The 21,868-nt window shown below is 41.5% G+C and carries 16 protein-coding genes and 3 pseudogenes; 11 read left to right on the forward strand and 8 right to left on the reverse strand.

Translation table 11 applies throughout. From position 1 onward, the window contains the following. Window positions 1-43 precede the first annotated feature (43 nt). The 6 genes from sstT to L5B76_RS01655 all read left to right on the forward strand — a co-directional run bounded on the left by sstT (window position 44) and on the right by L5B76_RS01655 (window position 5,479). Window positions 44-1,288, forward strand: coding sequence for a serine/threonine transporter SstT (gene sstT, locus L5B76_RS01630; RefSeq protein WP_265753978.1), 1,245 nt, complete (start codon window positions 44-46; stop codon window positions 1,286-1,288). 67 nt (window positions 1,289-1,355) lie between these two features. Next, window positions 1,356-2,801 (forward strand): molybdate ABC transporter ATP-binding protein ModF, encoded by a 1,446-nt coding sequence (gene modF, locus L5B76_RS01635; protein WP_265753979.1) that lies wholly within the window; start codon window positions 1,356-1,358, stop codon window positions 2,799-2,801. A 45-nt stretch (window positions 2,802-2,846) separates the two neighbouring features. After that, window positions 2,847-3,767 (forward strand): SPFH domain-containing protein, encoded by a 921-nt coding sequence (locus L5B76_RS01640; protein ID WP_265753980.1) that lies wholly within the window; start codon window positions 2,847-2,849, stop codon window positions 3,765-3,767. Window positions 3,768-3,823: 56 nt separating this feature from the next. After that, window positions 3,824-4,273, forward strand: coding sequence for an NfeD family protein (locus L5B76_RS01645; protein ID WP_265753981.1), 450 nt, complete (start codon window positions 3,824-3,826; stop codon window positions 4,271-4,273). Between the two features lie 4 nt (window positions 4,274-4,277). Continuing rightward, complete coding sequence (locus tag L5B76_RS01650; RefSeq protein ID WP_265753982.1) at window positions 4,278-4,910, forward strand: NAD(P)H-dependent oxidoreductase; 633 nt, start codon at window positions 4,278-4,280, stop codon at window positions 4,908-4,910. After that, on the forward strand, window positions 4,910-5,479 hold the full coding sequence (locus L5B76_RS01655; protein ID WP_265753983.1) for a TorD/DmsD family molecular chaperone: 570 nt from the start codon (window positions 4,910-4,912) through the stop codon (window positions 5,477-5,479). Before L5B76_RS01650 ends, L5B76_RS01655 begins: the two co-directional genes overlap by 1 nt. A gap of 75 nt (window positions 5,480-5,554) precedes the next feature. Here the strand turns inward: L5B76_RS01655 and L5B76_RS11630 are convergent. From L5B76_RS11630 to ttrB, 3 genes and pseudogenes are all read right to left on the reverse strand, one after another. Next, window positions 5,555-5,905: pseudogene (locus L5B76_RS11630) on the reverse strand (molybdopterin dinucleotide binding domain-containing protein); the annotation flags it as partial. A gap of 147 nt (window positions 5,906-6,052) precedes the next feature. Further along, a pseudogene (gene nrfD, locus L5B76_RS11635) lies at window positions 6,053-6,925 on the reverse strand (NrfD/PsrC family molybdoenzyme membrane anchor subunit); the annotation flags it as partial. Continuing rightward, on the reverse strand, window positions 6,922-7,653 hold the full coding sequence (ttrB, locus tag L5B76_RS01665) for a tetrathionate reductase subunit TtrB (protein WP_265753985.1): 732 nt from the start codon (window positions 7,651-7,653) through the stop codon (window positions 6,922-6,924). The gene ttrB and the pseudogene nrfD, both read right to left, overlap by 4 nt. Before the next feature lie 185 nt (window positions 7,654-7,838). Here ttrB and L5B76_RS01670 point away from each other — a divergent pair, with 185 nt between their 5' ends. The 3 genes and pseudogenes from L5B76_RS01670 to L5B76_RS01680 all read left to right on the forward strand — a co-directional run bounded on the left by L5B76_RS01670 (window position 7,839) and on the right by L5B76_RS01680 (window position 11,213). Beyond that, window positions 7,839-9,479 (forward strand): sensor histidine kinase, encoded by a 1,641-nt coding sequence (locus L5B76_RS01670; protein WP_265753986.1) that lies wholly within the window; start codon window positions 7,839-7,841, stop codon window positions 9,477-9,479. Further along, complete coding sequence (locus tag L5B76_RS01675) at window positions 9,479-10,060, forward strand: response regulator (protein ID WP_265753987.1); 582 nt, start codon at window positions 9,479-9,481, stop codon at window positions 10,058-10,060. The genes L5B76_RS01670 and L5B76_RS01675 overlap by 1 nt, the downstream gene beginning before the upstream one ends. Window positions 10,061-10,200: 140 nt before the next feature. After that, a pseudogene (locus tag L5B76_RS01680) lies at window positions 10,201-11,213 on the forward strand (IS481 family transposase). A 120-nt stretch (window positions 11,214-11,333) separates the two neighbouring features. Here L5B76_RS01680 and L5B76_RS01685 read toward each other — a convergent pair. Further along, window positions 11,334-12,272: a Kdo(2)-lipid IV(A) acyltransferase gene (locus L5B76_RS01685; RefSeq protein ID WP_265753988.1), complete on the reverse strand. Its 939-nt coding sequence runs from the start codon at window positions 12,270-12,272 to the stop codon at window positions 11,334-11,336. Between the two features lie 132 nt (window positions 12,273-12,404). Between L5B76_RS01685 and hldE the strand changes: the two genes are divergently transcribed. Next, complete coding sequence (hldE, locus tag L5B76_RS01690; protein ID WP_265753989.1) at window positions 12,405-13,832, forward strand: bifunctional D-glycero-beta-D-manno-heptose-7-phosphate kinase/D-glycero-beta-D-manno-heptose 1-phosphate adenylyltransferase HldE; 1,428 nt, start codon at window positions 12,405-12,407, stop codon at window positions 13,830-13,832. A gap of 80 nt (window positions 13,833-13,912) precedes the next feature. Here the strand turns inward: hldE and sucD are convergent, their stop codons facing one another. From sucD to sucA, 4 genes are all read right to left on the reverse strand, one after another. After that, window positions 13,913-14,782: a succinate--CoA ligase subunit alpha gene (gene sucD, locus L5B76_RS01695; RefSeq protein WP_194750175.1), complete on the reverse strand. Its 870-nt coding sequence runs from the start codon at window positions 14,780-14,782 to the stop codon at window positions 13,913-13,915. 1 nt (window position 14,783) lies between these two features. Continuing rightward, complete coding sequence (gene sucC, locus L5B76_RS01700) at window positions 14,784-15,950, reverse strand: ADP-forming succinate--CoA ligase subunit beta (RefSeq protein WP_265753990.1); 1,167 nt, start codon at window positions 15,948-15,950, stop codon at window positions 14,784-14,786. Between the two features lie 109 nt (window positions 15,951-16,059). After that, a complete protein-coding gene (gene odhB / locus L5B76_RS01705; protein ID WP_265753991.1) occupies window positions 16,060-17,295 on the reverse strand; it encodes a 2-oxoglutarate dehydrogenase complex dihydrolipoyllysine-residue succinyltransferase in 1,236 nt (411 codons plus the stop codon). Window positions 17,296-17,382: 87 nt separating this feature from the next. Next, complete coding sequence (gene sucA / locus L5B76_RS01710) at window positions 17,383-20,178, reverse strand: 2-oxoglutarate dehydrogenase E1 component (RefSeq protein ID WP_265753992.1); 2,796 nt, start codon at window positions 20,176-20,178, stop codon at window positions 17,383-17,385. A 376-nt stretch (window positions 20,179-20,554) separates the two neighbouring features. Here sucA and L5B76_RS01715 point away from each other — a divergent pair, with 376 nt between their 5' ends. Continuing rightward, entirely contained in the window at window positions 20,555-21,841 is a 1,287-nt protein-coding gene (locus L5B76_RS01715) for a citrate synthase (protein WP_115249766.1), read from the forward strand. Window positions 21,842-21,868 lie beyond the last annotated feature (27 nt).

Raw genomic sequence — 21,868 nt, forward strand, 5'->3', positions numbered from 1 at the left:
AAGTCATTGATCTTCAGTTTTAAACACAACATTGTAAATAATTATGAACACATCTCGTTTATATTCTCTGTTTTTTCACGGAAGTTTAGTGAAAAGAATTTCCATTGGTTTAGTGCTAGGTTTGCTACTTGCGATTATTGCGCCAAGTTTGCAATCTGTACTCGGTTTCAACCTTGCTGAAAAAGCAGGTTTTTTAGGTAAAGTATTTGTACGCTCATTGCGTGCGGTTGCACCAATTCTTGTCTTTTTATTGGTTATTTCAGCCATTGCGAATAAAAAAATTGGTACGCAAAGCAATATGAAAGCCGTGGTGATTTTATATTTGTTAGGCACCTTCCTTGCGGCATTAACAGCGGTGTTATTTAGCTTTGCTTTTCCAACAGAAATTGCATTGCAAACACAAGAAAATTCTTTATCACCACCAAGCGAAGTTTCTCAAGTGTTAGGAACCTTAGTGTTAAATGTGGTGGATAATCCAATCAATGCACTGTTTAATGCAAACTTTATCGGGATTCTTTCTTGGGCGATTGGTTTAGGTTTAGTGTTACGCCACGCATCAGACACCACTAAAAATGTGATGAATGATCTGTCTGAAGGGGTATCAAAAATCGTTCACTTCATCATTAGTTTTGCCCCAATTGGGGTGTTCGGTTTAGTGGCTGAAACCCTTGCAGATAAAGGCTTAGGCGCATTATTTGATTATGTACGTTTATTATGCGTATTAATTGGTGCAATGCTATTTACTGCTTTTGTCGTAAACCCAATTTTAGTATATTGGAAAACTCGCCATAATCCATATCCATTGATCTGGACTTGTGTGCGTGAAAGTGGTTTAACTGCGTTCTTCACGCGTAGCTCGGCGGCAAATATTCCTGTAAATATGGAATTAGCGAAACGCTTAAACTTAAATGAAGATACCTATTCTGTATCTATTCCGTTAGGTGCAAGTATTAATATGGCGGGTGCGGCAATCACCATTACCGTATTAACCTTAGCGGCAGTGCATACGCTAGGCGTGGAAGTTTCATTCCCAACAGCATTATTATTAAGTGTGGTAGCAAGCGTATGTGCTTGTGGTGCTTCTGGTGTGGCTGGTGGTTCATTATTATTAATTCCATTAGCTTGTAGCTTATTCGGTATCTCAAATGACATTGCTGCGCAAGTAATGGGCGTGGGCTTTATCATTGGGGTGTTACAAGATTCTGCAGAAACCGCGTTAAACTCATCAACTGACGTGGTGTTTACCGCAGCAGTGTGTATCTCTGAAGAAGATGCGCAAAAAAGCTAATCTTTACTCAAGATAAAAAAGAAAAAAGAGCGGATGAAAATTTCCGCTTTTTTTATAGGTGGCTAATATGATTAAGATCGAAAATGCAACATTCCAACTTGCCCATCATCAACGCTTAAAAATTGATGAATTATCCATTCAGCCCAATGATTATTGGGGCGTGGTGGGCAGCAATGGCAGTGGCAAAACCGCGCTCGCTTTGACGCTAGAAGGAAAATTACCTTTACTGGAAGGCACAATGGAAAATCGCTTCCAAACTATTTGTTCCCTTTCTTTTGAAAAACAACAGAAAATTGTGAGTGAAACCTTTAAAGATCGCAACAATGATGGCGTCAGCCCTGATGATTTCGGCAAAACGGCCAAGCAGACTATTTTGGCTCAGCAGAACGATCTGGCATTATTTGAAGAATATATTTCTCTGTTAAAAATCACCGCACTTTTGGATCGCCCTTTTATCCAGCTATCCACGGGGGAAAGCCGTAAAGTATTACTGTGCCAAGCCTTAGTGCAACAACCTGATTTGCTGATTTTAGATGAGCCTTTTGAAGGGCTGGATCAGCAATCCGTCAAAGAATGGAAAGCATTGCTCGCGCAGTTACAACAAAAAATGGCGATTTTGCTGATCTTAAATCGTTTTGAAGATATTCCTGATGAAGCCAATCATCTCGCTCTGCTGGAACATCAAGAGGTTATTTTGCAAGGAGAGCGCCAGGCTATTGAGCAACAAAGTCTTTATCAACAACTTCACTATGCAGAATCCGCCCAGCATATCCCCTTGCCTGAACGCGCTGTCCCTGAGATAAAACTCGATGAAAATCAACCGCTCTTTGAATTAGAACAGGTTACCATTCAATATGGCGAGAAAAAAATTCTCGATAAACTTGATTGGCAAGTTAAGCGTGGCGAAAACTGGTGGATCAAAGGCCCAAATGGTGCAGGAAAATCCACCTTGCTTTCGGTGATTAGCGGTGATCACCCGCAATCTTACGCTAATAAAGTTCGTTTATTTGGCAATCAACGCGGTTCGGGCGAAACGATTTGGCAAATCAAACAAAAAATTGGTTATGTCAGCAGCCAACTGCATATGGATTATCGTGTGAATTGCTCCGCGCGAGATGTGATCCTATCGGGCTTTTTTGACAGCATTGGCGTTTATCAAAAAGTGCCAGATGCCTTGCATATTAAAGCGATGGAATGGCTTGCCCGTTTGAATTTAACCGCGCAAGCTAATCAGCCGTTTAAATCCTTGTCTTGGGGACAACAGCGTTTATTGCTGATCACTCGTGCAATGGTAAAACATCCGCCTGTGTTGATCTTAGATGAACCTTTGCAAGGGCTAGACGGCGTGAATCGTAAACTGGTTAAAGGCTTTATTGATCAACTGGTGATGAACAGCGAAACGCAATTACTTTTTGTTTCCCACCAAGATCAAGATGCGCCGAGCTGTATCACTCATTTATTTGAATTTGTCAATGAAAATGGACATTATCGCTATGTACAAAAGCCTATTTAATTTGTTAGACTTCAATCAGTTATTACCCATTTTAAGGAGAAGAAAATGGAATTATTAGACGGTTTTCCTGTTGCTGTGGTCGTCTTTGTTATCTTTGTGATTGTTGTGCTGTTTTCCACATTGAAAACCGTACCGCAAGGCTATCATTGGACGATTGAACGCTTTGGGCGCTACACTCGCACGCTCACCCCAGGGCTAAATTTTGTCGTGCCTTTTGTGGATCGCGTAGGGCGCAAAATTAATATGATGGAACAGGTGTTAGATATTCCTTCGCAAGAAGTGATCTCAAAAGATAATGCCAATGTATCCATTGATGCCGTGTGTTTCGTGCAAGTGATTGATGCGCGCCGTGCCGCTTATGAAGTAAACCATTTAGAGCAAGCGATCATCAATTTAACGATGACGAATATTCGTACTGTGCTAGGCTCAATGGAATTGGACGAAATGCTTTCACAGCGTGATAATATCAACGGACGTTTGTTATCCATTGTGGACGAAGCCACCAACCCTTGGGGCATTAAGGTAACGCGTATTGAGATCCGCGATGTGCGTCCACCGCACGAATTAATCGCCGCAATGAATGCACAAATGAAAGCAGAACGTAATAAACGGGCTGAAATTTTAGAAGCAGAAGGGATTCGTCAAGCGGAAATATTACGCGCAGAAGGGGAAAAACAATCCCGTATTCTCAAAGCGGAAGGGGAACGTTCGGAAGCCTTTTTACAAGCGGAAGCTCGCGAACGTGCCGCCGAAGCAGAAGCCAAAGCCACCCAAATGGTGTCGGAAGCCATTGCAGGCGGGAACACCAAAGCCATTAATTACTTTATCGCACAAAAATATACTGAAGCGTTAAAAGAAATTGGCGGCGCAAATAATAGTAAAGTGGTGTTAATGCCACTTGAAGCGGGCAATTTAATTGGCTCAGTGGCAGGCATTGCCGAGCTATTAAAAGGTGAAAAGCAATAATTTGCCTATCAATATCAGGGGCATTGCCCCTTTAAATATAAACTAAGGGGATAAGTATGGAATGGCTCGCAACTTGGTCAGTGTGGCACTGGCTTATTTTAGGCTTTGGCTTATTAATTGCCGAAATTCTCATTCCGGGTGTATTTTTGCTCTGGTGGGGCTTGGCGGCAATTATTATCGCAGGTGTAATGGCATTATTTGTCACCTTATCCTTAACCTTTTTAGTAATTGGCTATGCCATTTTAGCCATTATTTTAAGTTTTTCTTGGTGGAAATACCAACACGGCAAAGATCTCCAAGATCAATCGTACACTTCATTAAACCAACGGGATCACGCAATGCTTGGAACAAAAGGTATCGTGCAAGAAATCAATGAAAACGGCATTGGGCGTGGTCATTTTGGCGACACCACTTGGCGAATTCAAGGCAAGCATTTGCAGGTTGGCGATGCCATTGAAGTGTATAACGTGGAAGGGATCACCTTATTTGTTAAGAAAGTAGAATAGCACAATGAAACATTTAATTATTTTCGCCCACCCAAATGGACAGGGCAGTTTTAATCGCAGCGTATTAGAAGCGGTTGTTCGCAGTAGCCAAGAGCTTAATGTGGAAACTCAAGTGCGGGATTTATATCAGCTCGATTTTGACCCTGTGATTTCTTGGGCAGAATTGCAAGGGGCAAATCAGGGCATTACCCCTGCAGAAATCCGCTATGAACATCATTTAATTCGTGAAGCGGATCTCATCACCTTAGTCTATCCCCTATGGTGGATGGGTTTTCCAGCCATTTTGAAAGGCTATTTAGATCGCGTGCTAAGCCACGGCTTTGCGTATAAAACAGAAGATGGACAGTCTGTCGGCTTATTACAAGGCAAAAAAATGCAACAATTTATCACCCTCGGCAGCAATGTCGAAAAATATCAACAGCTCGGCATTGATAAATCCTTGCGTGATTGCTTGGTGGACGGCTTATTTAATTTCTGTGGCATTAGCGATATTCAGCATTGCTTCTTCGGCGATATTCATATTATTGACGACAAAGCACGTCAGCAAATGCTTGATGACGCCGCGAAAATTACAACGCAAAATCTGACCGCACTTTTATCCGCAAAAGAAATCCCAAACAGCAAGGAAACCTCATAATGAGCAACGAAAATAGCCTGAACCATTTTTCTCTCATTAGCCGCTTATTCGGCAATCTGTTTTACCGCTCACCGCAAGATGCCACCTTGCAAAATGTCTTTGCTTGGTTGCAGCAAAAGCCACTCAATGGACTATGGCCTTTGGAAACTGATAAGCAAAGCGAACAAGCATTAACCGCATTGCAAATGAAAATCGACTTAGCCTTGCTCGATCAAGAATACCTACGTTTATTCGCAGGCGAAAATCCCTTAGTGAAAACCGATCTTGCGGCTTATGATATTGATCCAGCGGATTTTCTTGCCTTTCGTCAAGAACGGGGAATGCCCGAAGTTGAGCAAAGTGCGGTGGGGTTTCCGCTCGTTTTTCTCACAGCCTCTTGGATTGAAGATAATCTTGACTCCACAGAAGCTCAAAAAACCTTATTCGCCGAATTTCTTCTACCTTGTGCAAGCAAATTTTTATCCGCTGTGGAAACACAAGCGAACTTACCTTTTTACCGCGCGTTGGCTATGCTTTCACGCGATCTGCTTGCGGCAATGGCTGATGAACTAGAAGAAGGCAATGTATAACTTCCCCACTTCGGGGATCAACGCGGTTTTCACCTTACAAGAAGGTGTACACACACCTTCTTGTTTAATGATACCTTAAATTTTCTTTAATCTTGCTGGTAAACTTTGCCTAACTGCCGAACCACATACCCAATCTAGCCAAGGAGATTTAATTTCCTTGGTTTCATCCAATAAACCCAAATCGTTAATATTGATACCTTGTTGAATCTGCTGGTTACCCCTGATAACTTTACCATCAATTTCATAACTTGTTGCGCCAAGTTGCTTATGACCATAGCCATGTTCAATAGCAATAACACCTGGCATCACCCCATCAAGTACCATAAGTTGAACCTGCGCTTTTCCACCAGGGGTTGATAGCTCTACAAGATCACCTTGCGTTAAATTCCATTTCCTCGCATCTTGACCGCTTATCGCAACTTCCCCCTTCTTAATTAAATTAAAGATTTGCCATAAAATGATGCTAATTGTTATCCATAAACCGAGTACAGACAGCATACCTAACCCGTAGTCCGTACTCCAAGTGAAGTAATATGGATTCATTAATGCATTATATTTCGCGATAGTTTGAACTTCGAGTAATAGCACCCAACGTACTAATAGCGTTAAAGATAAAGAAAAAATAAGCAATGAAACTTGTAGTAATAGATGACGATCACTCAATACCGTAAAAATTACAGTAATCCCCCAAATACCGAGTGTGAAGTGCGTTATAGGACGATGCATCCAGAGTAACAATAAATCATAGTGGGTTGCATCTGAATAAAAATTAATTGCAAGTACAGTTAAACCAAGCAATATTAGACAGAACAAAATCACTGCCTTCATTGATATCGCAATAGATTCACCTGTGGCGAGATAAATTGCTAAATGAATTAATATTAATGCGCTTGGAAACGCGCTGAACAAGATTAAAGGAATTAACCAAGGTTGATGCCACAGAGAGCGAGCTGCCACATTATACACTTCCATCGTTGTATAAAGCAGAATGAGAATACTGCTAATAATGGTAAGTATTCTAAAAATTTGGCAACATAACTGATTATTTAAATCACCTGAATAAATCCAAGCAAGCCAAGATTGCGTTGGCTGTTGAGGAAGTTGGCGAATTAAGAAAAAAATATATCCCGTTAAGCTCAGCATAAAAACAGGTAAAAATATAGATCCCCAAGCCATCCAAGACCAATTAGCAAAATAAGCATAAAAATGCCATACTCGACCCGGCTGATGTAAATCAGCAGTTAATGCAATAGGTGCTACAATAGCAAAGCTTAAGGCTACAAATAAAGCCATTAATTCTGCTTGGATTTGATAAGATTTAACTCCAAAATGCAGGTAGCACGCAATTAATGCTGAACATAAGGCGAGACCGATAAAAAAGAAGTAACTTACCGCCCAAGGTAGCCAAGCAATTGCTTGTGGTTCTACTAAAACTTCGCGAATCATAAATCATCCTCCATTCCTTGCCATAGCATTGATTGACCTTGTATTCGACTTACAAACGCCTCATCCAACCCAAGATAGAAAACATGTGGTTGAGTCCCTGCTTCTGGTTTTAGCACTTTGAGTTCATTTGTATGTAAATCAAAAAGTTTTCGGATTTGACTATTTGAATCGGCAAGATCGCCAATAATACGCGCACCACCAACGCAACTTTCCACACAAGCTGGTAACAACCCCGCGTTTAACCGATGAGCACAAAATGTACATTTATCTGCTGTTTTGGTTTCTTCATTAATAAAACGTGCATCATACGGGCAAGCTTGAACACAATAGGCACATCCAACGCAACGTTCATTATCAATCACAACAATGCCGTCTTTTTGTTGGTAAGTCGCTTGGACCGGACAAACTGGAACGCAAGGCGGATTATCACAGTGATTACATAATCTAGGCAGTAACACATTATTGATGGTTTGATTTCCATCCGTAATTTCATATTGCCTAACCGTAGTACGAAATTCCCCTATTGGAGTTTGGTTTTCAATGGTGCAACTCACAGTACAAGATTGACAGCCAATACAACGACGTAAATCAATAATCATTGCATAACGATGTTTCGGATCACCGCCCTGCCTTGGTGGTTGAAAGGCCAATGCTTCTAGTGGTACCAAGCTTGCTCCCAAAGTAAGAGCGCCAAATGCCTGAATTGTTGATCGCTTATCCTTATCCATAATCTCCCCCACATCATGATTTTATGTTATTGTGCAAAGGTATTGTGATTGATTTAAACTTGAGCCTCTATTGTGGTTTACCACATAAATAGTATGGATATTGATCTGAGTCAAAAAAGGAGCCACTGTTGAAAACACTAAGGATCATTTATTGCTTAATCTTCTTCATAGGCATACCAAATGTTATGGCACAAACTTGGAAAGTCGGTATTTTAGCCCAACGGGGAGAGCACTATGCTGTACAAAAATGGCAGCCTTGGATCAATTGGTTAAATCAACAATTACCCGAGCAAAACTTTCAACTTGTTCCTTTGCAACTCAATGATCTTTCAAAAGATAAAGCCAAAAATGTAGATTTTATTTTGACCAATCAATCGCAGTTTTTTTATATAAATGATAGTACTGTGCGATGGTTAGCCACATTAACGACTCACAGACAACAAAATATGGATAGCAAAAAGGTAGGAAGTGCTATTTTAGTGAAAGAAAATAGCCCTTTTTATCAATTAACTGATTTAACAGGAAAAACGCTAGGTGCAGTTGGGGAAAATGCTTTTGGTGGTTTTTTACTCGGTTATAATGAACTTTATCAAGCAGGATTAAAAGAAGGGAAAAATCTCTTTTTCCGTTTTAGTGGTTTTCCTGTTGACAATCTGCTGTTTTGGTTAAAGCAAGGCAAAGTAGATGCCGTGATTACTCCCGTATGCTTGTTAGAAGAACTTATTGATGAAGGGAAATTTAATTTAACTGATTTCAGAGTGCTCGGACAACAACCAAATAATACAGGATGTCAGTCAAGTACGCCTTTATTACCTAATTGGTCGTTAGCAGCTATGCCTTCCGTCCCGGATAATCTTGTAAAAAAATTAATAACGCGACTTCTCAGTGAAATTCCCATAGATTTACCGCAATGGGGTCCGCCTTATTCAGATCAACAAGCCAATAATATCCTTCGCTCTTTGCATCGGCATCCACAGCAACAAAATTTATGGAAAGAAATACAATATTGGCTTTTAAACTATAAATGGCAACTGTTTTTTGCAATATTATTTATCTTATTTAATTATTTATGGATGAGCTATCAAATTCATCGTAAAAGCAAAGCATTAATGCAAGCACATAATGAAATACGTTTATATGAACAGCAATTAATTAAAGTGGATCGCTTAAGTATCTTAGGTGAAATGAGTGCTGGCATTGCTCATGAAATTAATCAGCCTCTTACCGCAATCGGTATGTATAGTGAAGGATTAAAATATCAGCTAAAACAACGATCTGATTTAAGTAATGAATTAGATATTTTGGATAAAATACATACACAGGTGGATAGAAGTCGGCAAATTATGCGTAATCTAATTGATTGGACAAAAGGAAAAAGTGATGAGCCACCCCAATTACTTTCACTAAAACCCTATTTACAAAAGATCATTGATTTTATCAAAAAGCATTATGCGTCTAAAATAGAAATCAGCTTATCTTGCTCAGCAAATAGGCAAATAAAAATAAGAAAAATGATGTTAGAACAAGTGATTTGCAACTGTTTACTTAATTCTGTGCAAGCTCAAGCAAATAAAATTAATATAAATGTCATAGAAAAAGCAGAACAGCTGCAAATTATTTTAATCGATAACGGAATTGGATTTACAAAAGAAGAATTAGCTTTTCCTTTTGTCCCATTTAGGAGTCGTAAAAAAGAAGGTTTAGGATTAGGCCTTACTCTATCTCAACGTTTAATGCACTTTATGTCGGGTGAAATTCATTTATCTAATTCTCAAGACAAAAAAGGGGCGGTTGTCATATTAATCTTGCCATTGGAGGAAAATTGATGAAAATTCATATCGTCGATGATGATGAAACAATTTTAGATGCTGCAACATTTATGTTAGCAAAAGCTGGTTATGAAGTAATCAGCTGGTCTGATAGTCGATCGTTCTTAGAAGAAGCCGAAATTTTTGAACCTGCCATTGTTTTACTAGATATGAAAATGCCTTATATAGATGGCAGTCAACTGCACCGCTTATTAAAACAAAAGAACAGCCTATTACAAGTAATTATTATGACCGCCTTTGCGGATGTAAAAATGGCAGTTAATGAATTAAAACTAGGTGCGGTTGATTTTTTAGAAAAACCGCTTGCATTTGACAAACTAAAAGTCGCCTTAGAGAATGCTAAGACATTAAGCCAAAAGCGCTATCAACAATATCAAATTGAACAGAACTATCAGCGATTAAGTGAAAAAGAAAAAGAGATCCTAGCACGCATTGTAGATGGTTATATAAATAAGCAAATTGCTGATGAATTAAATATTGCTGTACGCACTGTAGAAGTGCATCGCTCGCATATAATGGAAAAAATGCAAGCCAAAAACCTTGCTGATTTGGTAAGAAAAGTTAATTTATTAGAATAGAGAATGTTAAATAAACTGTAGAAGATCAGACCTAATCTGACAAATCACTATGAAAGTGAGCGTGTCCCGTTTAGAATATGAGTGTTAAAATCAATCTAAACAAAAAAGGAAACGCTCATGTTTTATTCTAACAACCCCTCATTAAACACAGGACCGGTTTACTTAATTTAACTGAAGAATTAGGTAATATTTCACAAGCCTGTAAAATTATGGGCGTGAGTCGCGATACGTTTTATCGTTATCGACAATCGGTAGAACAAGTTGGCGTTGAAGCCTTGCTCAATCAAAATCGATGCGTGCCTAACCTGAAAACCGTGTCGATGAGAATTGAACAAGCTGTGGTGCAATTTGCCTTAGAAAATCCGGCTTTTGGGCAAGTTCGGGGCAGCAATGAACTACGTAAACAAGGGATTCTTGTCTCAGCCAGTGGGGGAGCTCTATTTGGTTAAGACATAATCTGGCTAATTTCAAACAAAGATTAACTGCACTTGAGAAATGAGTTGCTGAAAAAGGCATTATCTTAAGTGAATCGCAAGTGCAAGCTTTAGAGCGCAAGAAAGAAGACGATATCGCTTGTGGCGAAATCGAAAGCGCTCATCCGGGTTACCTTGGCGCTCAAGACACCTTCTATGTGGGCAATCTCAAGGGCGTCGGACGCATTTACCAACAAACCTTTATCAATACTTATAGTAAAGTGGCATTTGCAAAACTTTATACCATGAAGACGACTATCACCGCAGCAGATATGCTCAATGACAAAGTCCTACCTTTCTTTGAAAGCCAAAGATTGCCGATATTACGCATTTTAACCGACCCAGGCAGTGAATATTGTGGGAAAGTGGAAAATCACGATGACGAGCTTTATTTAGCGATTAATGATATTGAGCACACTAAAACGAAAGTCAAACACCCACAAACTAATGGCATCTGTGAGCGTTTTCACAAAACGATTTTACAGGCGTTCTACCAAGTGGTCTTTAGAAAGCAAATTTATGCGGATTTAGAGCCATTGCAAGCTGATTTAGATGAATAGTTATTGTATTATAACCATCATCGCACGCATCAAGGTAAAATGTGCTGCGGAAGAACGCTTATGGAAACATTACTTGATGGAAAACGTATTTGGGCAGAAAAGAATTTAAGCTCGAATTAATCTGACAGACACGAGTTTTTAAACGGGAGACTGTTAGATTGGAGGGATCTTCTACAAATGAATATCGTATCCCTATTCTATACCATCAGACAAATCGAATGATCTTTTTTCAGATTACCCTTATTCCTGATACAAACTTTCATCGCTTTCGTTCGGACGGGTCTTGAAACGCCGATGTAACCACATATATTGTTCCACGCCTTGCAAGATTTCTTGTTCAACTACTTGATTCATTCGAGTGGCGATGCCAATTTCGGTATTGAGATCAGAAAAATCTACGGGGGCGGATACTTTCACGGTGTAGCCTGAGCCGTCCGCATTGCGTAATGGTGCGAAAGGAATCACTTTGCTGTTTGGGGAAGATTTCAATAAATAATAACTGCCCGTTGTGGTGGAAGCATCTTTCACCGCGAAGAAAGGCACAAAGACGGCATTTTTCCGCCCATAATCGTGATCGGGCGCATACCAAATAATCTCACCACGGCGTAAGGCTTTGATCATATTACGTAAATCTTTGCGATCAAGCATATCTTTGTTAGAGCGTAACCGTCCCCAGGTTTGTAGCCAATCCATTAGCGGATTATCATTCGGGCGGTAAACGCCAATCCCCGGAGTATAAAGTCCTAAAATTCTTGCCCCTAGCTCAAGGGTGAGAAAATGCACACCGGTTAAAATCACGCCGTCTTTTTGGTAGGTTTTTAGGTATTCAATGCCTTCCACCTTCGACCATTTTTTTATCCGTTTATCCGACCAAAACCACGCCATTCCTGTTTCAATAATCGCCATTCCGGTGGCTTTCACATTCTCTTGCGCAATTTTATCAATTTGCTGTTCGCTATAATCAGGGAAACAAAGGGTAAGATTTCGCTTAGCGATTTTCATTCGCCGCTTGCCAACGCTTAACTTAGAAAATAGCCAGCCTAATCCATTCCCAACCTTTAACAAAAGGGGATAAGGTAAGAAAAGAATGAGCCGCCAAATGGCTAAACCAATCCAAAATCCCCAATATTTTGGGGCGAGAAATGCACGTTGAAATCTTGGAAGTGATGAATTTGCCATAACTAAAAGAGAGCTGTTCGTTAAAATTGGTTTAATCAAAGCGGTAGTTTAGCGGAAATTTTAGTAAATAGCATTTATCCTATGGTAAAATCTGCAAAAATTTGTCATTTAATAGAAAAGAATGAGGTCAAAATGGCGCAATATTCTACTCAATTTCAGCAAGCAAAAGTGCTTGTTCTTGGCGATGTGATGTTAGATCGCTACTGGTTTGGTGCAACCAATCGCATCTCCCCTGAAGCACCAGTGCCAGTGGTACGCGTGCAAGAAAATGAAGAACGTGCCGGCGGGGCGGCAAATGTAGCGATGAATATTGCCTCGCTTAATGTGCCTGTTCAGTTACTTGGCTTAACAGGGCAAGACGAAGCGGGCACAGCGCTTTCAACAATGTTGGAAAAGCAAAACATTGATTGCAATTTTGTGCAATTAGCCAGCCACCCAACCATCACCAAATTACGCGTGCTATCTCGCCATCAGCAATTATTACGCCTTGATTTTGAAGAAGATTTTCATAACGTAGAAAGCGATTTATTATTAGCAAAATTACAAAGTGCGGTGCAAAATTTCGGTGCTTTGATCCTTTCTGATTATGGCAAAGGCACACTTAATCAAGTGCAAGCAATGATCCAAATTGCCCGCCGAGCCAACGTGCCAGTGCTAATTGATCCCAAAGGCACGGATTTTGAACGCTACCGCGGCGCAACTTTATTAACCCCAAATATGTCAGAATTTGAAGCGGTGGTGGGCAAATGCCATAGCGAAGAGGAAATCGTTGAAAAAGGGCTAAAATTAATCCGTGATATTGAATTAAGTGCTTTATTGGTTACCCGTTCTGAAAAAGGAATGACCCTACTCCGCCCAGATCAACCGCCATTCCATTTGCCAACAGAAGCGAAAGAAGTCTTTGATGTAACCGGTGCTGGCGACACCGTTATCAGTGTCTTGGCAACGGCATTGGCAGATGGCCGCAGCTTTGAAGAATCTTGCTATTTAGCCAATGTTGCCGCAGGCATTGTAGTGGGTAAATTAGGGACTTCTACGGTGTCGAACGTAGAATTAGAAAACGCCATTCACGGACGCACAACCACTGGCTTTGGCGTGATGAACGAACAACAACTTAAAGAAGCGGTGGCGCAAGCCAAGCAGCGCGGTGAAAAAATCGTAATGACCAACGGCGTGTTTGACATTATTCACCCCGGCCACGTTTCTTATTTAGATAACGCCCGCAAGCTCGGCGACCGTTTAATTGTCGCAGTAAACAGCGATGCCTCAGTGAAACGCTTAAAAGGCGAAAGCCGCCCAATCAACCCACTGGAAGCCAGAATGACTGTACTCGCAGGGCTTGCCGCAGTGGATTGGGTAGTGGAATTTAGCGAAGACACGCCACAACGTTTAATCAGCGAAGTGCTACCAGATCTGTTAGTCAAAGGCGGTGATTACAAACCAGAAGAAATCGCAGGTGGCAAAGAGGTTATCGCCAACGGCGGTGAAGTCAAAGTGCTAAACTTCGAAAACGGCTTTTCTAGCAGTAATGTGATTAATAAAATTCAGTCGTTGAAGTAATTCTATTTTACTGAACGAATATTGTAAAAAATCCACCATTTCGGTGGATTTTTATTGAGGTAAATCGTTAAAAGTGCAGTTTATTTTAAGACAGTTTTTAACGCGGCACCAATTTCTGCAAGGCTTTTTACGGTGGTTACGCCTGCTTGTTGAAGGGCTTGGATTTTTTCATCGGCGGTGCCTTTTCCGCCGCTGATAATCGCGCCTGCGTGCCCCATTCGTTTGCCCTTTGGTGCGGTGATGCCTGCAATATAAGCCACCACAGGTTTGGTGATATTATGACGGATAAATTCTGCCGCTTCTTCTTCCGCGCTACCGCCAATTTCACCGATCATCACAATGGCTTCTGTTTCAGGATCTTGTTGGAAGCGTTTGAGAATATCAATAAAACTTGAACCGGGGATTGGATCGCCGCCAATGCCTACGCAGGTGGATTGTCCAAAGCCCTCATCGGTGGTTTGTTTAACCGCTTCATAGGTTAATGTTCCTGAGCGAGAAACAATGCCGATACGTCCTTTTTTATGAATATTACCTGGCATTATGCCGATTTTGCATTCTTCAGGGGTGATAATTCCGGGGCAGTTTGGCCCGATCATCACAACGCCCGTTTCATTCAGTTTTTGTTTCACTTGTAGCATATCCAGCGTAGGAATGCCTTCGGTGATGCAGACGATTAAGGATAATCCTGCGTTAATCGCTTCAAAAATGGCATCTTTACAAAATGGCGCAGGAACGTAAATCACTGTTGCTGTGGCACCAGTTTGTTCAACGGCTTCGCGCACGGTGTTAAACACAGGCAAGCCTAAATGGGTTGTGCCGCCTTTCCCTGGGGAAACGCCACCCACTAATTTTGTGCCATAAGCAAGGGCTTGTTCGGAATGAAATGTGCCTTGTCCGCCAGTGAAACCTTGGCAAATCACTTTGGTGTCTTTGTTCACTAAAATTGACATTTTATTCTCCCTTTGCTGCTTTCACGACTTCACTTGCCGCTTGTTGTAAACTTTGTGCTGAAATAATGTTGGTATCACTTTCGGCCAACATTGCGCGGCCTAATTCCGCATTTGTCCCCTCTAAACGCACCACCACAGGCACATTTACGCCCACTTCTTTGCTGGCTGCGATAATGCCTTCGGCGATGAGATCACAACGTACAATGCCACCAAAAATATTAACTAAAATGGCTTTCACCGAAGGATCGGTTAAGATGATTTTAAAGGCTTCTGCCACACGTTCTTTGGTTGCACCGCCGCCCACGTCAAGGAAGTTGGCTGGCTGTCCGCCGTATAATTTCACAATATCCATTGTTCCCATTGCCAGCCCTGCGCCATTAACCATACAACCAATGTTGCCATCTAAAGCGACATAGTTGAGATTCCATTTTTCTGCTTGGGCTTCACGAGGATCTTCTTGGCTCAGATCGCGCATTGCAAGCAAATCTGGGTGGCGATATAAGGCATTGCTGTCCACCACCACTTTGGCATCAAGACAATCGAGATCGCCATTTTCCAAAATCACCAGTGGATTCACTTCTAATAATGCCAGATCTTTTTCGATAAATAAGCGACTAAGCTGACAAAATAGATCAGTAAATTGCTTGATTTGTTTGCCCTCTAAGCCGAGTTTGAAAGCCAATTCTCTGCCTTGGTACGGCATTCCGCCAACTAGTAAATCAATGCTAGTACGGTGTAATAAGTGCGGTGTTTTTTCCGCCACTTCTTCAATATTCACGCCACCTTCTGTGGAAACCATAAAGACAATTTGTTGCGAGCTACGATCCACAATCGCACTGAGATACAACTCTTTTTTCACTGCCACACAGCCCGTTACATAAATTTGATTAATCGGCTGCCCTTTCGCATCGGTTTGGAAGGTAACCAGACGCTTACCTAAAAATTTGTCAAAAAACGCCCGCACTTCTTGTTCGGAACTCACTACTTGTACACCACCCGCTTTGCCACGCCCTCCTGCGTGCACTTGACATTTTAGTACCCACTTTGAGCCACCTAATTTTTTGATGGCTTCCAATCCTTGTTCTAAGGTTTCGCACGCATAGCCCTCACCGACGGGCAAGCCGTATTGGGCGAAAAGTTGTTTTGCTTGATATTCGTGTAAATTCATAGAGTTATCTTTCTCCCTTTGTTGCGCTGTAGTTGCGCAGTGCTTCACTAAATCCGTGATAAATTGATAAAAATAAGGCGATAAGATCCCTTATCGCCCTATGTCAAGACTACACTTCTAATAATAAGCGTGTTGGATCTTCCAACATTTCTTTAATGGTTACTAAAAATCCCACACTTTCACGCCCATCAATTAAACGGTGATCATAAGAAAGAGCAAGATACATCATTGGGCGAATCACCACTTCACCATTCACTGCCACTGGACGATCTTTAATGGCGTGCATACCTAAAATCGCACTTTGTGGAGGGTTGATGATTGGTGTGGACATCAGTGATCCAAACACACCGCCGTTGGTAATCGTGAAGTTTCCGCCCGTGAGATCTTCCACCGTTAATTTACCATCTCGGCCTTTTTCCGCTAACGCTTTGATTTGCTTTTCAATTTCCGCCATACTCAGTTTATCGCAGTTGCGTAACACTGGGGTCACCAAACCACGCGGAGTGGAAACGGCAATGCTGATGTCAAAATAGTTGTGGTACACAATGTCATCGCCGTCAATAGACGCATTCACTTCAGGATAGCGTTTTAGCGCTTCCACCACGGCTTTTACATAGAAAGACATAAAGCCTAAGCGAGTGTCGTGAGATTTCTCAAATTTCTCTGCATATTTTTTACGCAACTGCATAATCGGTTGCATATCCACTTCGTTGAAGGTAGTGAGCATTGCCGTGCTGTTTTTCGCTTCTAATAAACGCTCTGCCACGCGCTTACGCAAACGGGTCATTGGTACACGTTTTTCATCACGCCCTGATAAATTTAATGCAGATGTTTCAGGTGCTTGTGGTTGAGATTGTGCCTGTGCGGCTTTTTGCGCCACTTTTTGTGCCACGGTGCGTTCAATGTCTTCACGCGTGATGCGTCCGCCCACGCCAGTACCTTGCACTTCTTCAGCTTTAAGATCGTTTTCTGCTAATAAACGGCGCGCCGCTGGGCTAACCACATCGGCGTTAGTCGGTTCTGATGTTAAGTTGGCTAAATGGCGATCTGCTGGCGTGCTTTCCACTTTTTGTACGCTTTCTTTGGTGGCATTGCCTGCCGCCGCTAAGGCTGAAACTTTACCTAACACTTGGTTGCTAATCACCGTTGCGCCTTCGGCTTCAATGATGCTTTCTAGCACACCATCAGCAACCGCCGGCACTTCAAGCACGACTTTGTCGGTTTCAATTTCGACTAAAACTTCATCACGTTTTACTTCATCGCCCACTTTTTTATGCCAAGTGGCAACCGTTGCATCTGCTACAGATTCAGGTAGCACGGGAGTTAAAATCTCAAAATCGCTCATTTTTCTGTTCCTTCTTTGGTTTGCGTTTTATTTGCGTTCGGTTGTACAAAAGTGCGGTGGTTTTTGACCGCACTTTTTGCTTACAAATTATTCTAAAGCCTCATTCACTAAGGCGCGTTGCTGTTCATTATGTAAAGACATATAGCCCACCGCTGGCGATGCTGAAGCCGGTCTGCCCACATAGCGCAGTTTGCCGTGTTCTGGCAATGAACTCACAAAGTTATGTTGGCTACAATACCACGCACCTTGGTTTTGCGGTTCTTCTTGACACCATACATAATCAGTAACCTGATGATAAGGGGCAAGCGCCGCTTTCATTTCTTCGTGCGGATAAGGATAAAGCTGTTCCACGCGCACAATCGCCACATCGGTTTGATTATTTTTACGGCGTTGCTCTAATAAATCGTAATAAACCTTGCCCGAACACATTACCACACGTTTCACCTGTTTTGGATCGAGCTGGTCAATTTCGCCAATCACGTTTTGATAAGTGCCGTTCACCAATTCTTCTTTGCTGGATACCGCAAGTGGGTGGCGCAGTAAGGATTTTGGGGTAATCACAATCAATGGACGGCGCACTTTACGCAACATTTGACGGCGTAATAAATGGTAAATCTGCGCTGGCGTTGAAGGCACGCAAACTTGCATATTTTGTTGCGCACAAAGCTGTAAATAACGCTCTAAACGGGCTGATGAATGTTCTGGCCCTTGCCCTTCATAGCCGTGTGGTAATAGCATCACTAAACCACACATTCTGCCCCATTTTTGCTCGCCCGAGCTGATAAATTGGTCAATCACCACTTGCGCTACGTTGGCGAAATCACCGAATTGTGCTTCCCAAATAGTGAGCGTTTTTGGTGTCGCTGTGGCATAGCCATATTCATAAGCCAACACCGCTTCTTCTGAAAGCACGGAATCCCACACTTCAAAATGCCCTTGCTGATTATGCAAATGGGTAAGTGGGGTGTAAATTGTGGCATCTTTTTGGCTATGTAAAACAGAGTGACGATGGAAGAATGTGCCACGTCCTGCGTCTTCACCAGATAAGCGAACGTTATAGCCTTCGTCCAACAAGGTGGCGTAAGCCATTGTTTCTGCCATTCCCCAATCAAATGGTTTTTCGCCTTTTGCCATTAGACGGCGATCATCATAAATTTTTTTCACGCGCGAATGAAGTGGGTGATTTTCTGGATATTCACACACTTTTAAGGCAAGCGCGGTAAAGCGTTCTTCATCGAAGCTGCCCTCGTAATCTGACCATTCTTGGCTGAGGAATTTCATCCAATCCGAGGCTTCCACATCACGCTCACGCCATTCTGGCACAACGCAATCGCCATTATCTAAGGCATCGCGATACTTATTCATTAATTCTAGGCTGTAAGCCTCATCAATCACATTGTCTGCAATTAAGCGATCGGCGTACACTTTGCGTGGGGTTGGGTGGCGTTTAATGCGATCATACATTAACGGCTGAGTAACAGAAGGTTCGTCCGCTTCATTGTGTCCGTGACGGCGATAAGAAACCAGATCAATAAAAATATCACGCTTAAATTTGGTTCTAAATTCCACCGCCATTTGTGCCGCATAAGCCACAGCTTCAGGATCATCACCATTAACGTGAATAACTGGCGCTTCGATCATTTTCGCAATGTCGGTACAATATTCCGTAGAGCGGGTATCATTCGGATTCGAGGTGGTGAAACCAATTTGGTTGTTGATCACAATACGAATTGTGCCACCCACGGAATAACCACGGGTCGCCGACATATTCAGGGTTTCTTGCACCACGCCCTGCCCTGCTACTGCGGAATCGCCGTGTACCGTAATCGGCAACACTTGCGAGCGTTCTACATCGTTAATGCGGGTTTGTCTCGCACGCACTGAACCCAGTACCACTGGGTTTACAATTTCTAAGTGAGATGGGTTAAACGCAAGCGCTAAATGCACTAAGCCATCATCAGTCATAAAATCAGAAGAAAAACCTTGGTGATATTTCACATCACCCGTTCCGTTACCCTGATGTTTTCCTGCAAATTCATCAAATAATTCCGCCGGTTTTTTGCCTAGCACGTTCACCAATAAATTCAAACGTCCACGGTGTGCCATTCCCATTACAATTTCTTTAATGCCGTTTTTGGCCCCTTGACGGATAATTTCTTTCATTAGCAAGATAAACGCATCACTGCCTTCAAGAGAAAAACGTTTTGCCCCAGGGAATTTTGCACCAAGATAGCGTTCTAAACCATCTGCGGCGGTTAATTCTTCAAGAAATTTAATTTGTTCTTGCTTAGTAAATAAAGGTTGATTTAACCAATTTTCTAACTTTTTCTGTAACCAAGTTCTTGCTTCCAGATCATTAACGTGCATAAACTCTAAGCCGATCGTACCACAATAAGTGTTTTTTAATGACGTGGTTAGTTCACGTAAGCTAATTTGTTCTTTGTTGTAAACATAGCCACCTATATCAAACACTTCATCAAGATCGGCATCACTAAAACCATAGAATTTATAATCTAAAGTTGGTGCATCCATACGCTGCCAAATTTTTAGTGGGTCAAGATCAGCGTGCAAATGTCCACGGTTACGGTGCGCATTCACCCATTGTAATACTTTAACTAATCTTGCACTCACTTTAGGATCAATGACACTTACCCCATCAGCACCATTATCACGTGCTAAACGTTTAAAATATTGACGAATTGGGGTGTGCGCTTGCTCAACTTCGGTGTGTTTTGGCAATGTATTAAAAATTTGTTGCCAGCTTTCATCGACAGAATGGGGATCTTGGAGATAGTTTTCATAAAGTTCTTCAATATAAGATTGGTTTGCTCCGTTTAAAGAGCTAGAGGCTAACCATTCACTGATTGGGCTCGTTTGTTTCATTAAAATCACCTGATTTCATTTATTAAACATACAGAATAAAGTGAGAATTTTTTCTATTATACATAGGTTTACACAACAAAACCGCTATGTTTTGATTTTCCCTATTTTACTGATTAGTTTAAAAACAAATTGCCAAAATAAGCAACTGTTCCACTTAACAAAACATTAACATTTTTTTCATTTTTTGATCTTTATCTCATTTTTGAAAAAATAACATTTTTTTAACAGGATTTTTTTGCTAATTATAAAGACAGTTTAGAGAGAAAAGGTTATAGTGAAGTGAAAAACAATTCTAAAATCATTTATACACAACTATACACAACATTATTAGACAACTAACTTCATACTCAACCAGATAACTACAAGAGGAGTGTTTATGAGCGAATTAAGCGCAAAATTAACATTAAGTGATGGACGTGAACTGGAACTGCCTGTAAGACAAGGTACTTTAGGTTATGACGTTGTTGATGTGCAATCATTAGTCAAAAATAAACTCTTTACCTTCGATCCTGGATTTATGTCCACCGCATCTTGCGTGTCAGAAATCACCTATATTGATGGTGATGAAGGCGTTTTATTACACCGTGGCTACCCTATTGATCAATTAGCAAAAAATGGAACTTATCTTGAAGTAGCACATTTATTACTGTTCGGTGAGCGCCCTAACAAGCAAGAATATGAGAATTTTGTTCAGTTGGTACGTAAACATACACTCGTTCACGAACAAATCTCCCGTTTCTTCCACGGTTTCCGTCGCGACTCTCACCCAATGGCAATAATGTGTGGGGTAAGCGGTGCATTAGCGGCGTTCTATCACGATTCCTTGGACATTAACGACATCGAACACCGTGAAATCACCGCGATTCGCTTACTCGCGAAAATGCCAACCCTTGCTGCAATGTGTTACAAATATTCCATTGGGCAACCGTTTATGTTCCCGCAAAATCACCTTTCTTATTCGGGTAACTTTTTGTATATGATGTTTGCCACACCTTGTGAGCCTTATGTGGTGAATCCTGTATTAGAACGCGCAATGGATCGTATATTTATTTTACACGCAGATCACGAACAAAATGCATCTACCTCAACAGTGCGTACCGCTGCTTCATCAGGCGCTAACCCGTTTGCTTGTATTGCAGCTGGTATTGCCTCACTTTGGGGGCCATCACACGGTGGGGCAAATGAAGCTTGCATTAATATGCTTGAGGAAATTGGCACCATTGATCGTATTCCTGAATACATTGCCCGTGCGAAAGATAAAAACGATCCATTCCGCTTAATGGGCTTTGGACACCGTGTTTACAAAAACTATGACCCGCGTGCAAAAGTAATGCGTCAAACCTGCCACGAAGTGCTGAAAGAACTCAATATTGATAATCCATTGTTTGACGTAGCAATGGAGCTAGAACGCATTGCGTTAAGTGATCCTTACTTTATTGAGCATAAGCTCTATCCAAATGTGGATTTCTATTCAGGTATTATTCTCAAAGCCATTGGCATTCCAACTTCAATGTTTACAGTGATGTTTGCCCTTGCCAGAACGGTGGGTTGGATCGCACACTGGAAAGAAATGTTCAAACCGGGTAATATGAAAATTGTGCGTCCACGCCAGCTTTACACAGGCCACACCCAACGCCCTTTTGAACCTTTAGATAAAGAATAAAAATCAGCAAAAATAAACCCGCACTTC

The organism is Avibacterium sp. 21-594 (assembly GCF_026226815.1).
GTDB classification, from domain to species: domain Bacteria; phylum Pseudomonadota; class Gammaproteobacteria; order Enterobacterales; family Pasteurellaceae; genus Avibacterium; species Avibacterium avium.